Here is a 12,989-nt window from a genome sequence, read left to right as displayed (position 1 = left end):
CTAGGCGACGTCGCGATGCGCCGCGGCCCGCTCACGAACCCGGTTCACGTCGACACCGAGCCGCTCGCAGGTCTCCTCCAGGGACAGCAGCTCCCCGCGCGAGGAGACGATGTCGGCTGCCGCGTCGAGCACCCGGGCCGTCGCCTCTCGCAGCGCACGGAGGTCGTCGTCGAGATGCTCCGCGGAACCGATCACGGCCACCGCCCTACCGTGGCTCGTCAACACGATGCGACCCTCGGAGCTCTTGGCCGCCAACGCTGACACGCCCATCCGGGAGGCGGCCGTCATCGGCACCCGTATCTCCTTCACGCCAGCAACACTATCTAGATCTATGTACTCTTGCAATCCGCCCACGAGCGGTGCGCCTGCTCATCGCGGCCGAACCCCCGCAAGAGATAATCGGCGCATGCCGAACACCCCAGCGCCGATGACACCCGTGGCCACGTCAGCGAAGCTGGCGGACGGACGCGAGATCTGGTTCTTCGACGAGCAGCCGACGCTGCGGTCGGTGCACGACGAGCGGCCGCTGGAGCCGCGGGCGGGTGGGTCGCAGCTGCGCTGGGACCGGCTGACCGCGACCTGGACGGCGGTGGCGGGACACCGGCAGACGCGTACGTTCAAGCCGCCGTCGGACGAGTGCCCGCTGTGCCCGTCGGTCGACGGGAGGCTCACCGAGATCCCGGCCGAGAGCTACGACGTGGTGGCCTTCGAGAACCGGTTCCCGGCGCTGTCGACGGTCGCCGTCGGCGAGGCGACCGGGGAGCCGTTCGTCTCCCAGCCGGGGCGCGGTCGCTGCGAGGTCGTGTGCTTCACCAGCGACCACGAGCAGAGCTTCGTGGACCTTCCTCCCGAACGGGTGCGGACGGTGCTCGCAGCCCTCGCGCACCGCACCGAGCAGCTGACGGCGATGCCGGAGGTGGCGTACGTCTTCTGCTTCGAGAACCGCGGCGAGGAGATCGGAGTGACGCTGCAGCACCCGCACGGGCAGATCTACGCCATGCCGGTGCTGCCGCCGCGGATCGAGTCCCTCGCGAACGCCGCCGACGCCCACCGCGAGGAGACCGGCGAGTGCCTGCAGTGCGCGGTGCTGGCCGACGAGCTCGCCGACGGGTCGCGGATCGTGGCCGAGAACGGGTCGTTCGTGGCGTACGTGCCCTACGCCGGCCGCTGGCCCTACGAGATCCGTGTCGTGCCGCGGCGCCACGTGGGCTCGCTGCCCGGGCTGACCGCCGAGGAGATGGACGACCTCGCCGCGCTCTACCAGGAGTGCCTGCGGCGGATGGACGGGCTCGACGACGCCGGTCCGGTGCCCTACATCGCCGGCTGGCAGCAGGCGCCGACCGGCCGCGAGGACACCTGGCACCTGGCCACCGAGATCTTCACCATCCGGCGGGCGCCCGGACGGCTCAAGTACCTCGCCGGCATCGAGTCCGGCGTCGCGCTCTGGGTCAACGACATCCCGCCGGAGACCGCCGCCGAGCGGCTCCGCGAGGCTCTCTAGAGCCCCTGCCAGTCCGGCTTCCCGGCGTAGACCTCGCGGTAGTAGTCGCGGCGTACGAGGCGGGAGGCCGCGGCCTCGTCCAGGAGGACCGAGACGTGGCCGTGGAGCTGGAGGACCGAGGCCGGGCAGGTCGCGGAGACCGGGCCCTCGACCGCGGCGGCGACCGCCTCGGCCTTGCCCTCCCCAGTGGCGAGGAGAAGCAGGTGGCCGGCTCTGGTGATGGTGCCGAGGCCCTGGGTGAGCACGTGGTGCGGCACCGCGTCGGGTGAGCCGAAGAAGCGCGCGTTGTCCTTGCGCGTCCTGGCGGTGAGCGTCTTGATCCGGGTCAGCGAGGCCAGCGACGAACCGGGCTCGTTGAACGCCAGGTGGCCGTCGGAGCCGATGCCGAGGATCTGTACCTCGATGCCGCCCGCGGCCACGATCGCGGCCTCGTAGCGCTCCCCGGCGGTCGGCAGGGTCTCCTCGGCCGGGTCGGGTCCGTGGACCCGCTCGGGCGGGATGCCGATCGCATCGGTGAACTCGCGCCGGATGGTCGCCAGGTAGGACTGCTCGTGGCCGTCGGGAAGGCCGACGTACTCGTCCAGGTTGAACGTCTCCACGCCGTCGTAGGACGGCCCACGACCGTCCCGGACGCGCCGGATGAGCTCCTCGTACGTCGCCAGCGGCGTCGAGCCGGTGGCGAGCCCCAGCACGGCCGGGGCGCCGGCGGCCGCCCGGCTGCGTACGACCTCTTCGATCGTGTCCGCGGCGAGGGCGGCCACCTCGGCGGGGGTCTCGAGGACAACTACTTCCATGTCAGTCCTTCGTCGGATCGTTCACTGGGGTGATCAGGGCGGCGCCGATGGCAGCGACCGGGGCGGCGGAGACCACCCGCAGGCGCGAGGCGAGCTCGAGGGAGGCGAGGAACGGCGAGGTCTCGGTCTGACGGGCGAGCGCGACGGCGATCGCCTCCCGCAGCGGTTCCCCGACCGACGCGACGCCCCCGCCGATCACGACACGTTCGGGGTCGACGGCCAGAGCGAGGGCGCGTACGGCGGCGGCGACACCGTCGGCGAAGCGGTCCCGCACGATCACGGCAGCCGGGTCACCCGAGGCCGCTGCGGCGAAGAGCGCCGCGGCGGGATGGCCGGTAGAGGTCGGCCAGGCGGCCGCGAGCGCGGCACCGGAGGCGACCAGCTCGAGGCAGCCGCGCTGGCCACACCCGCACACCGGGCCCTCCGGGTCGACCGGGAGGTGCCCGACCTCCCCGGCGGCGCCGTGGAAGCCTCGGCGGAGCGCCCCGCTGAGGTAGAGGCCGGCAGCCAGGCCGGTGCCGAGCGAGAGGTAGACCAGGTCGTCGACGTCCTCGACGGCGTGCGCGCCGAGGGTTGCCGCGTTGGTGTCGTTCTCGAGGGTGACGACCGCTCCCGTGCGTGCGCCGAGCAGCTCCGCGAGCGGGAAGGCGTCGCCGTCCAGGCCCAGGTTGACCGCATGCTTCACGGTGCCGGCGCGGGTGTCGACGATGCCGGGGATGCCGACCCCGATCGAGCGGATCTCGCCGCCGTCGAGCGCGTCACGCAGGCTCGCGACCACAGCGGCCGCGCTCTTCACGACACCCTCGCCGCCGGGGGTGGTGGCGGCACGGTCCTCGGCCAGCACCGCCCCGTCCGCACCGATCGCGATACCGTGGATCTTCGTGCCGCCGATGTCGAGGCCGACCCGTGCGCCGTTCACCGGCCCCAGCCCGATCGTCGCAGCACCTCGGTCACGGCAGCCACGCCCGGCAGGGAGAACCCCTGTGGACACAGCCGCGGCAACCCCGGTCGGTCGTACGCCCCGGGCCACCCCCACTCCACCAGCACCGCGGCGCCCGGGAGCTCGGCAACGGTCCGGCCGACCTCGGGACGGCGGTGTGCGTCGCGCACCTGCACGATGAGGGGTGCGTCGGGGAGCTCCGGGAGCGGGTCGCCGGGGCGGATGACGAGGTCCGGCGGCAGGCCCCACGGCACGTCCCCCACCGCGATGTTGGCCTCGGTGTCGACGGTCACGACCCGGGCACCGGCGAGATCCGGGATCTCGGTGAGGTCGCTGACCACCGCGAGCGCCCGGCGGGCGCCCTCGATCGAGCGTTCCTCGAACCGGGGGTCGAGCGCGCCGTCGGGCCGCTGCGCGCCGGTGAGGTCGGCGAGCAGCTTGTCGACGCGCGCGACCGCGTCCTGGAGCCGCTCGAGCGGGAGCTCGCCGGACTCGACCGCGGCCACGATCGCCGCGGTCGTGTCGCGGACCAGCGAAGGCGGCTTCTCGGGGCCGAGGATGAGCAGGTCGGCGCCTGCCGCGAGCGAGAGCACCGCGGCGGCCGGGATCCCCCGGCTCGCCGACGCACCGGCCATGTCGAGGGCGTCGGAGACGATCGGCCCGTCGTAGCCCAGCTCGCGCAGCAGCCCCAGCACCGGCGCCGAGAGCGTGCCGGGCAACTCACCGTCCAACGCCGGCACCAGGATGTGGGAGGTCATCACCGAGGCCGCTCCGGCCTCGGCGGCCGCCTGGAACGGGACCAGCTCACGCTCGCGCAGCGTGTCCAGGGAGGCGTCGAGGACGGGGAGGGCGACGTGGCTGTCCTGGCCGGTGTCGCCGTGGCCCGGGAAGTGCTTGACGCAGGCGGCGACGCCGGCCGACTCCAGGCCCTTCACCCACGCGGCCACGTGCTTCGCCGCCACGCCGGCGTCGTGGGAGAACGACCGGGTCGCGATCACAGGGTTGTCGGGGTTGGAGTTCACGTCCGCGACGGGAGCCAGGTCGAGGTTGATGCCGGCGCGCGCCAGCCGCACGCCGATCGCCCGCCCGGTCTCCTCGGTCAGCGCCAGGTCGTCGGCCGCCCCGAGGGCGGCGGCGCCGAGCACCGAGGAGCCGGCGAGCGCCTCGAGCCGGGTGACGTCCCCGCCCTCCTCGTCGATGGTGATCACCGGCGCCCAGCCACCCTCGGCGGAGGCCGACCTGATCTCGGCGGCCAGGCTGCGTACGGAATCCTCGCCGGCCTCGGTGTTGGTTCCGAACAGACAGATGCCGCCCAGGCCTTCGCGGAGCAGCTCGGCGTAGCCGGCGGGCAGGGTGGAGCCGGCGAAGGCGGAGACCTGGACGCGCAGCGCCAGGGTCTCGACTGCTGTCGGGGAGGTCATCACGACACCCCCAGCTCGCCGGCGAGGACGAGCACCGCGGCGCCGACGATGACGACGTCCTCGCCGAGCGTCGACGTACGGAACTCCAGCGGCTCGCCGCTGACCGGCATCGTCCGCTCGCGGATGATCCGGTCGGCGGTCTCCCGCAGCGGTCCGTCCAGGAGGTCGGCCGGCCCGGAGAGGACCAGCTCGTGAAGATTGAGGGTTCCGACCACGGGCGCCAATGCCTTTCCAAGGTGTTCTCCGGCTTCCACGAGCGCATCGTCGTGGGCCGTCTCGAGGCGTTCGCGCAGTCGCGGCACCGCGAGGAAGGTCTCCAGGCAACCCTGGCGGCCGCACGCGCACAGCGGCCCCTCGGGATCGACGGTCACGTGCCCGACCTCACCGGCGGCGTCGACGAACCCGTGCAGCAGCGCCCCCTCGAGCACGAGGCCCGCACCGACACCGGTGCCGACCCGCACGAGCATCAGGCCGCCGTCGCCGGACTGGCCGAAGGTGTACTCCCCCAGCACCGCGGTGTTGGCGTCGTTGGCGACGTACGTCGGTCGGCCGGTCTCGCGGCGCACCTGCTCGGCCAGGGCGACATCGGTCCAGCCCAGGTTGGGTGCGGCGACCACGGTGCCGTCGGCGGCGACGACACCGGGGCTGCCGATCCCGATGCCGAGGATCGGCCGGTCGGTGCTCGCGATCAGCTCGGTGACCAGCTCCTTGACGAGACGTACGGCCTCGCTCCCGGTGCGGCCCTCCCGGCACCTGGTGGTGCGGTGAATGACGTCGCCGGTCAGGTTCAGCACGGCGCCGGCGACCTGGTCATCACCGGAGACATCGATGGCCACGATGTGGGTGGCGTCGGCGGCGAGCCCGACCAGCATCGGCGGCTTCCCGACCCGGCTCTCCACCGGCGCCCCGAGCTCCTCGACGAGCCCGTCCTCGAGCAGGCTGCCCACCAGATCGGAGACCGTCGCCCGGGTCAGACCGGAGGCTCGAGCCAGGTCGGCGCGGCTCGCCGGGCCCACCGCGAAGAGGTGCTGGAGCACCAGGGATCGGTGATGCCGCCGCGCATCCTCCTGCAGCAGCTTCCCGATCGGCCGCAACGTACGCCGTCTCGCCTTCGACATGTTTGTTAGTCCATCGTACTTATTAATGCTTCGTCAAGTCGACACGACGTTTTCCTCGCCGAGACGTCACATTCTGACGCCGAAGGGTCAGTTTCTACCATCGAGAGGTCAGATGATGGCAGCGAGCTGGGCACGGGTCGGGACGTACGGCTCGATCCGGAGGACCATGTGGGCCTCCTCGGGGGTGCGATTGCCCTTGCGGCCGTTGCACCTGCCGCACGCCGCCACCGTGTTCATCCAGGTCCATCTGCCGCCGCGCGACTGTGGCAGCAGGTGGTCGATGGTGCGGGCCTGGCCGCCGCAGTAGGCACAACGATGCTGGTCGCGCTTGAGCACTCCCTCGCGGGAGTAGCCGGCCGGACGGTACATCCAATGCATGGCGATGTAGCGGACCAGCCGCACCGCCTTGGGCCATGGATGTGGCCCGATCATCTTGTCGCCCTGTTGCTCGTGAACCACCGCCACCTCACGGAAGAGCATCCGCACGGCGTGCTTGAACGAAACCCTTCCGAGCGGCTCGAAGGAGGCGTTATACAGGGTCACGGCGCCCATGGTCGTGGTCATACTCGGTTACCTCCCAGGAGACGTCGGATAGAGATCGCGTGCAGATCGGACGGGAACACTGGACTGAAACAAAAAGGGGGCCGCCCCGACGAGACAGACATGTCTCGCAGGAGCGGCCCGGAGTGATCCGGTGCGGCTATGCACCCAGGTCACTGTCGGCTCCCGCGGGCATGAGGGTCACGCTCGTGCGCAGCGGTCAGCGACCAGGCCGCCGGGGCGGTGGTCCTGTGCTGCGTGCTCATGCGTGGGCCCTTCAAGAGGTCAGGTGAATTTGCCCGGCGGTGAGACCGGGTGCTACCAGAATAGTGCGAACACCCTCCACCTACCAACGGTTTTCGCAGGTCAGGAGCGTGTCTTTCCGGTTAACTACGCCCGACGTACGCCGTTTGGGCCCGTTAGCGCGACCGGGGCCGTGTCTCGGAGCCTCGGGATCAGCGCCTCGCCGACCCTGGCGACCTCGGTCCGGTAGGGCGTGTCCGAGAGGACGAAATGGGTCACGCCGAGCTCCTGGTAGCGGGCGATCGCGGCGGCGACGTCGTCCCCGGAGCCGACCAGCCAGGTGGTGCCGGCACCGCCTCCGCCATAGCGTCCAGGGGCGGTGTAGAGGCAGTCGTCGAGTACGTCGCCACGGTCGGCGAGGTCGAGGAGGCGGCTCTGCCCGACCGCCGACCGGCCGGTGCGGCGGAACTCGCGGTCACCGACGCTGTCGGCCATCCGGCGCACCTTCTCCTCCGCGTCACGCCAGGCCTCCTCGCGGGTGTCGCGGATCAGCGTGGTGATCCTCAGCCCGAACTCGAGCGGCTCCAGGTCTCGACCCAGCGACTCCTCCAGTCCGCGCAGGCGCTCGACCCGCTCGGCGATGCCGTCCAGCGGCTCACCCCAGAAGAGCTGTACGTCGGCCTCGGTCGCGGCCACCGCCTCGGCCTCCGGGGAGGCGCCACCGAAGTAGAGCCGGGGGTGCGGGCGGTCGTCGGTTGCGTAGGGGCGCGGGGTGATGGTCGATCCGGCGACCTGGAAGTGGTCGCCGTCGAAGGTGACGCCCTCCTCGGTCCACAGCCGCCGCACCAGCCGCATGAACTCCTTGGTCCGCGCGTAGCGGGCCGCGCGCGAGTCCTTGCGGTCGCCGTAGGCGGCCAGGTCGTCCTGACCGGAGACGATATTGACCCGCACCCGGCCCTGGCTGAGCTGGTCGAGCGTCGCGGCCGCGGTGGCGAAGTTGGCCGGGCGCCAGTAGCCCGGGCGGATCGCGATGAGCGGTTCGAAGGTCGTGGTGCGCGCGGCCAGGGCGGTCGCGACGGTGAAGGTGTCGGGCCTCCCCCAGCTGGTGCCGAGCAGGGCGCCGGTCCAGCCGGCATCCTCGACCGCCTCGGCGAGGCCGACCTGGTAGTCGAGGGAGCCGTAGCCGTCCTCCGGCGATGCGGTGTCGCCACGGTGACCGGCTTCGACGAAGTTGGGGAGGTACCAGAGGAACTCGGGGGCGTGGGGGTCGGTCATTCCGGACTCCTTCATGAGGCGTTCCCATGAATGTTAATCGTCTTTATGGACTATGCATCGCGGTGTCCATGGATGGACAGAGGCTCAGCCAATGAGCCAACTCGGGGTATGGTCCCCGCCATGGGCCTGACCTCTGCCGAGTTGATCGACCTCGTCCTCGACGCCGGGACATGGACGTCATGGGACACCCCGCCGTCTTACGCCGAGATCCCCGAGGCGTACGCCACCGACCTGGCGAAGGCCCGGGAGCGGGCAGGGACGGACGAGTCGGTGGTCACCGGCGAGGCCCGGATCGCCGGACGGCGGGTGGCCGTCGTGCTCTCGGAGTTCCGGTTCCTGGCCGGGTCGATCGGACGCGCGTCGGCCGATCGACTGATCGCGGCGGTGGAGCGGGCGACGCGTGAAGGGCTGCCGCTACTGGCCGGCCCGGCCTCGGGCGGGACCCGGATGCAGGAGGGCACGCCGGCGTTCGTGCAGATGGTGCGCATCGCCGAGGCGGTCACCCGCCACAAGGCGGCCCGTCTCCCCTACCTCGTCTACCTGCGCCACCCCACCACCGGCGGCGTGATGGCCTCGTGGGGATCGCTGGGCCACGTCACCGTCGCCGAACCCGAGGCGCTCCTCGGGTTCCTCGGCCCGAAGGTCTACGAGGTGCTCAACGGCCGCCCCTTCCCCGCCGGCGTCCAGGTCGCGGAGAACCTCTTCGCCCACGGCCTCGTCGACGGCGTCGTACCTCCCGACGAGCTCGCCGGGCTCGTCGACCGCGTCCTCACCATCCTCGACCTCAGGTCCACCGCTGGTCGAGCCGCGACCGCTGGCGAGCGTGTCGAGACCAGCGGGCAGGTCGACACCTGGGACGCGATCACCCGATCCCGGCGGACCGACCGGCCGGGGGCTCGGGCGCTGCTCCGGATCGCAGCCTCGGACGTCGTACCCCTCAACGGCACCGGGCAGGGCGAGCGCGATCCCGGACTGATCATCGCGCTGGCGCGGTTCGGGTCGGCGCCGTGCCTGGTTCTGGCCCAGGACCGGCGCGAGCAGGCTCACCAGCCGCTCGGGCCCGAGGGCTTGCGCGAGGCGCAGCGCGGGATGAAGCTCGCCGCCGGGCTCGGGCTCCCCGTCGTGACCGTCATCGACACCCCGGGCGCCGCACTGTCGGCGGAGGCGGAGAACGGCGGCATCGCCGGCGAGATCGCGCGTACGTTGGGGACTCTCGTCAACGTCGAGACCCCGACGCTCAGCCTGATGCTGGGTGAGGGCAACGGCGGTGGCGCACTCGCGTTCCTCCCCGCCGACCGGGTGGTCGCCGCCCAGCACGCCTGGCTCTCCCCGCTTCCGCCCGAGGGCGCGAGCGCGATCGTGCACGGCGACTCCGACCATGCCGCCGAGATGGCCGAGGCGCAGCGGGTCCTCGCCGTCGACCTCCGGCAGATCGGCGTGGTCGACCGGATCGTCGCGGAGTCCCCCGACGCCGCCGATGAGCCGGAGGCGTTCTGCCGCCGGGTCGGAGCGGTCCTGGAGGACGAGCTGCTCGCGCTGCTCACCTCCGGCCCGGGCGAGCCGACGGCTCGGGCCGCTCGCTACGCAGGCTGAGCCGCGCAGAGGACACGCCACCGCGCGCCGTGCGAACACCGTGTCACCCCTCGCATCGGCGTTTACCCTTGCGCTCCGACTGAACACGTGTTTAGCATTAAACATGCGTTCAGCCTCAGCCGACCAGACGACCCGTGAACGGATCCGCGATGCGGCGGTGCTGCGGTTCGCACGTGACGGTTTCGGGGCCTCGGTCCGCTCGATCGCAACCGACGCCGGGGTGAGCCCGGCGCTGGTGATCCACCACTTCGGCTCCAAGGACGAGCTGCACGCCGAGTGCGACGAGGCGGTGCTCGCCGAGATCCGCTCGGCGAAGAACGACACGATCGACGAGCTCGCCTCGGGCCAGAGCATCCTGCACCGGTTCGCCGCCGCGGACGAGTACGCACCGATGCTCGGCTACGTCCTCCGCTCGCTGCAGGACGGCGGGCCGGTCGGGCGCACCTTCATCGAGCAGATGGTCGAGGACGCCGTCGGCTACACCAAGCACGGCGTCGAGGCGGGTCTGGTCAAGCCCAGCCGGGACGAGGCGGCCCGGGCCCGCTATCTCGTCCTGTCCGCGCTCGGCACCCTCATGCTCGAGATCACCCTCGACCCGCCCGAGGACCCGAGCGACATCAGCGGTCTGGTGCGCGGTTTCCTGGCGACCAGCTACCTGCCGATGATCGAGCTCTACACCGAGGGCTTCTTCACCACCCGCCGCATGCTCGACGAATACCTGCTCTACGTCCCGGACCCGCCGCAGGACGCCGCCGGTGAGCCGGCGTCCGAATGACGCCCAGCCCGTCGGCGTACGCCCTCCTACCCTCCCAACGCGGAAGCGAGTTCCCATGTCCGACACCATCCCCGCGGTCGAGATCGCGGGTCTGCACAAGTCCTTCGGCTCCTTCAAGGCCCTCGACGGCCTCGACCTGACCGTCGAGCACGGCCAGGTGGCCGGCTTCCTCGGCCCCAACGGCGCCGGCAAGTCCACCACCATCAAGGTCCTGCTCGGGCTGCTGCGCGCAGACGCCGGCACCGCCCGCCTCTTCGGCGGCGACGTCTGGCGTGACGCGGTCGAGCTGCACAAGCGGATCTCGTACGTCCCCGGCGACGTCAACCTGTGGCCGAACCTCTCGGGCGGCGAGTGCATCGACTACCTCACCCGGCTCAAGCCGGGCGGTGACAAGTCCAAGCGCAAGGCGCGGAAGGCCGAGCTGCTGGAGCGGTTCGACCTCGACCCGACCAAGAAGGCGCGGACCTACTCCAAGGGCAACCGGCAGAAGGTCGCCCTGGTCGCGGCGTTCCTCGACCAGTCGGACCTCTACATCTTCGACGAGCCGACCTCCGGCCTCGACCCGCTGATGGAGGCCGTCTTCACCGAGTACGCCCGGGAGGCCAAGGCCGCGGGATCCTCGGTGCTGCTCTCCAGCCACATCCTCAGCGAGGTCGAGAAGGTCTGCGACACCGTCACGATCATCCGCGCCGGCGTCGCCGTCGAGTCGGGCACGCTCGAGGAGCTGCGCCATCTGACCCGCTCCTCCGTCGTCGCCACCGTCGGCGGGGACGCGTCGACGCTGCGTACGATCTCGGCGGTCAACGACCTGGTCATCAACCCCAACGGCGCCGGGACCCGGGTGGCCTTCGACGTCGACAACGCCTCCGTCGGCGAGGTGCTCAAGACGCTCACCACGCTCGACGTACACGGCCTGACCATCACGCCTCCCTCGCTGGAGGAGCTGTTCATGCGGCACTACGGTGACGTGATCGCCGAGTCCGAGACCGAGTCCGAGGACGCGAAGTGAGCGCGGCAGCCACTGTCACGGTCCCGAAGGCGGGACTCCTGGACTCCTTCACCGGGACCGGGCACCTGATCGGCTTCATGCTCCGCCGCGACCGGGTGCGGATCGTGGTGTGGACCCTGATCGTCGCGATCCTCTACCTGGTCTCGCTGGCGCCCGGCGGCGAGTACGCGGTGCTGAACGACGATCCCGAGGCGCGGGCCGCGCGCGCGGTGACCCTGAGCAGCCCGGCGATGATCGCGATGGGTGGCCCCGGCTACGGCCTCGACGACTACACGATGGGTGCAGCGGTCGCCAACGAGCTCATCCTCTGGATGGTCGTCGCGCTGGCTGTCATGACGATCCTGCAGGTCGTCCGCCACACCCGCTCCGAGGAGGAGTCGGGCCGCTCGGAGCTGATGCGCGCCGGCGTGCTCGGTCGGCATGCTCCCTCCCTCGCGGTCATCGTCGAGGTCGCGCTGACCAATCTCATCGTCGCCACCGCCGGCACGCTGGCCCTGGTCGCGATGGGCCTGGACCCGGTCGACTCGATCGTGATGTCCTTCGGGATCGCCCTGGCGGCGCTGGTCTATGGAGCCGTCGCGCTGGTGACCTCCCAGCTCTCGGAGAGCAGCGGCGGCGCGATGGGCATGGCCTTCGCCGTCGTCGGCGCCACCTACGTCGCGCGTGTGGTCGGCGACATCCAGGAGCCCCTGGGCAGTCCCCTGTCCTGGCTCTCCCCCATCGCCTGGGTGCACCAGACGAGGGTGTTCGTGGACACCCGGGTCTGGCCCCTGGGGATCGCCGCGGCCGTCGCGCTGGCTCTCCTCGCGGTCGCCGCCTTCCTCGGCTCCCACCGTGACTTCGGTGCCGGGATGGTGAAGGTAGGCCGCGGGCGGGCCGACGCCTCGCCGCTGCTCAGCGGGCCGATCGCCCTGGCATGGGTGCGGCAGCGTACCGGCCTGTTCTGGACCGCCGCCGGACTCGGCCTGATGTGGTTCGCGACCGGCTCGATCCTGAGCGAGGTCCCCAACATGCTGGAGGCCGTCGGCGACAACCCGATCTACGCCGACCTCCTCAAGGGCGGCGCGGAGGACATGATCAAGACGTTCGCCGCGTTCATCGCCGCCTACTCGGCCTTCGGCGCCGCGGCGTACGCGATCATCATGACCCTGCGGGTCAAGGCGGAGGAGGACGCCACCCGGGCGGCGCTGGTGCTGGCCAAGCCCCTCGGAAGGCTTCGCTGGCTCCTGTCGAACACTCTCGTGGCCGCAGTCGGATCGCTGGTCGTGCTGGTCTCCGGGATCTGGGCGATGGGCCTGGGTGCTGCTGCCACCGGCGTCGACGAGGTCGGTTTCGGCGACTTCACCGTCCTCGCCCTGGCCTACGTCCCCGCGGTCCTGGTGATCGTCACGCTGGCGCTGGCCCTCTACGCCTGGGTGCCGCAGGCAGCCGGCGCGGTGTCCTGGGCGCTCTTCGGCTGGATGTTCCTGGTGCTCATCCTGGCCGAGGCGCTCCAGCTCCCCGACTGGATCCGTGGCCTGTCCCCGTTCTGGTGGATCGAGAACACCATGCTCGAGTCGCAGCCCCTCAGCCACACCCTCGGCCTCAGCGCCGTGGCGCTCGCTCTACTCCTGGTGTCGATGGTCGGCTTCCGCCGCCGCGACATCCACGGCTGACGAACTGCCGAGAAGTCACGTAGCCCCGAGGACGAGACCCTCATCGGCACCGTCCGCAACGTCGGCTACCGCTTCGTGCTGCCCTCGAAGAGTAACGAGGCCGCCGCCGACGGCGCCCGGCTGAC

General features: G+C 71.3%; 12 protein-coding genes. 5 read left to right on the top strand and 7 right to left on the bottom strand.

The features are described from left to right. Entirely contained in the window at window positions 1-309 is a 309-nt protein-coding gene (locus ABZ796_RS24705) for a hypothetical protein (protein ID WP_357340562.1), read from the bottom strand. A 97-nt stretch (window positions 310-406) separates the two neighbouring features. Between ABZ796_RS24705 and galT the strand changes: the two genes are divergently transcribed. Continuing rightward, window positions 407-1,501, top strand: coding sequence for a galactose-1-phosphate uridylyltransferase (galT, locus tag ABZ796_RS24700; protein WP_357340561.1), 1,095 nt, complete (start codon window positions 407-409; stop codon window positions 1,499-1,501). Here galT and nagB read toward each other — a convergent pair. The 6 genes from nagB to ABZ796_RS24670 form a co-directional block, all read right to left on the bottom strand. Beyond that, window positions 1,498-2,295 (bottom strand): glucosamine-6-phosphate deaminase, encoded by a 798-nt coding sequence (nagB, locus tag ABZ796_RS24695; RefSeq protein ID WP_357340559.1) that lies wholly within the window; start codon window positions 2,293-2,295, stop codon window positions 1,498-1,500. The genes galT and nagB overlap by 4 nt on opposite strands. A 1-nt stretch (window position 2,296) precedes the next feature. Then, window positions 2,297-3,214 (bottom strand): ROK family protein, encoded by a 918-nt coding sequence (locus ABZ796_RS24690; RefSeq protein ID WP_357340557.1) that lies wholly within the window; start codon window positions 3,212-3,214, stop codon window positions 2,297-2,299. Continuing rightward, complete coding sequence (locus ABZ796_RS24685; protein ID WP_357340555.1) at window positions 3,211-4,656, bottom strand: glycoside hydrolase family 3 N-terminal domain-containing protein; 1,446 nt, start codon at window positions 4,654-4,656, stop codon at window positions 3,211-3,213. Before ABZ796_RS24685 ends, ABZ796_RS24690 begins: the two co-directional genes overlap by 4 nt. Next, window positions 4,656-5,774 (bottom strand): ROK family transcriptional regulator, encoded by a 1,119-nt coding sequence (locus tag ABZ796_RS24680; protein ID WP_357340553.1) that lies wholly within the window; start codon window positions 5,772-5,774, stop codon window positions 4,656-4,658. Before ABZ796_RS24680 ends, ABZ796_RS24685 begins: the two co-directional genes overlap by 1 nt. 108 nt (window positions 5,775-5,882) lie before the next feature. Further along, window positions 5,883-6,338, bottom strand: a complete 456-nt coding sequence (locus ABZ796_RS24675; RefSeq protein WP_357340551.1) for an HNH endonuclease — start codon at window positions 6,336-6,338, stop codon at window positions 5,883-5,885. A gap of 366 nt (window positions 6,339-6,704) precedes the next feature. After that, on the bottom strand, window positions 6,705-7,832 hold the full coding sequence (locus ABZ796_RS24670) for an LLM class flavin-dependent oxidoreductase (RefSeq protein WP_357340549.1): 1,128 nt from the start codon (window positions 7,830-7,832) through the stop codon (window positions 6,705-6,707). 120 nt (window positions 7,833-7,952) lie between these two features. Between ABZ796_RS24670 and ABZ796_RS24665 the strand changes: the two genes are divergently transcribed. The 4 genes from ABZ796_RS24665 (at window position 7,953) to ABZ796_RS24650 (ending at window position 12,864) form a co-directional block, all read left to right on the top strand. Beyond that, a complete protein-coding gene (locus tag ABZ796_RS24665) occupies window positions 7,953-9,425 on the top strand; it encodes a carboxyl transferase domain-containing protein (RefSeq protein ID WP_357340548.1) in 1,473 nt (490 codons plus the stop codon). Between the two features lie 103 nt (window positions 9,426-9,528). Beyond that, window positions 9,529-10,200, top strand: a complete 672-nt coding sequence (locus ABZ796_RS24660; RefSeq protein ID WP_357340546.1) for a TetR family transcriptional regulator — start codon at window positions 9,529-9,531, stop codon at window positions 10,198-10,200. 55 nt (window positions 10,201-10,255) lie between these two features. Continuing rightward, window positions 10,256-11,209 (top strand): ABC transporter ATP-binding protein, encoded by a 954-nt coding sequence (locus ABZ796_RS24655; protein WP_357340544.1) that lies wholly within the window; start codon window positions 10,256-10,258, stop codon window positions 11,207-11,209. Beyond that, entirely contained in the window at window positions 11,206-12,864 is a 1,659-nt protein-coding gene (locus ABZ796_RS24650) for a hypothetical protein (protein WP_357340542.1), read from the top strand. The genes ABZ796_RS24655 and ABZ796_RS24650 overlap by 4 nt, the downstream gene beginning before the upstream one ends. The last annotated feature ends 125 nt before the right edge of the window (window positions 12,865-12,989 follow it).

It is taken from the genome of Nocardioides sp. NPDC047086 (assembly GCF_040643685.1).
In the GTDB taxonomy this organism is placed as follows: Bacteria; Actinomycetota; Actinomycetes; order Propionibacteriales; family Nocardioidaceae; genus Nocardioides.
Note: the sequence above shows the minus strand (reverse complement) of the source record. Positions and strands in the feature narration are given on the sequence as shown.